This is a genomic window from Stenotrophomonas sp. SrG, assembly GCF_050031795.1.
GTDB lineage: Bacteria > Pseudomonadota > Gammaproteobacteria > Xanthomonadales > Xanthomonadaceae > Stenotrophomonas > Stenotrophomonas rhizophila_A.
In genome coordinates this window covers 1-237 of record NZ_JBNBBE010001250.1, presented here as the reverse complement: position 1 = coordinate 237, position 237 = coordinate 1, and the positions used below count along the sequence as shown (strand labels likewise).

The 237-nt window shown below is 70.0% G+C and carries 1 protein-coding gene; it reads left to right on the top strand.

The features are described 5' to 3' along the window. Window positions 1-237: hypothetical protein (locus tag ACQG3P_RS23445; protein ID WP_426806383.1), on the top strand; the 237-nt coding region annotated here is incomplete at both ends.

Sequence of the window (237 nt, the reverse complement as noted above, 5' to 3'; positions counted from 1 at the left end):
GCCCGCTGGTGGCCAACGTGCTGTTCGAGTTCGACCGCGACGGCTACCGCGACAGCCGCACCGACTCGCTGGAGAGCATCGACCGCGCGCTGGCCAGCATCGCCGCGGAGAAGCTGAAGCTGCAGGGCGACACGCTGGTCGGCCATGCCGACCGCCTGCAGGGGAGCGGGTTCTACGCAAACCAGGCGCTGTCCGAACGGCGCGCACGCACCGTGCGTGAGATGCTGATCGGCCTGG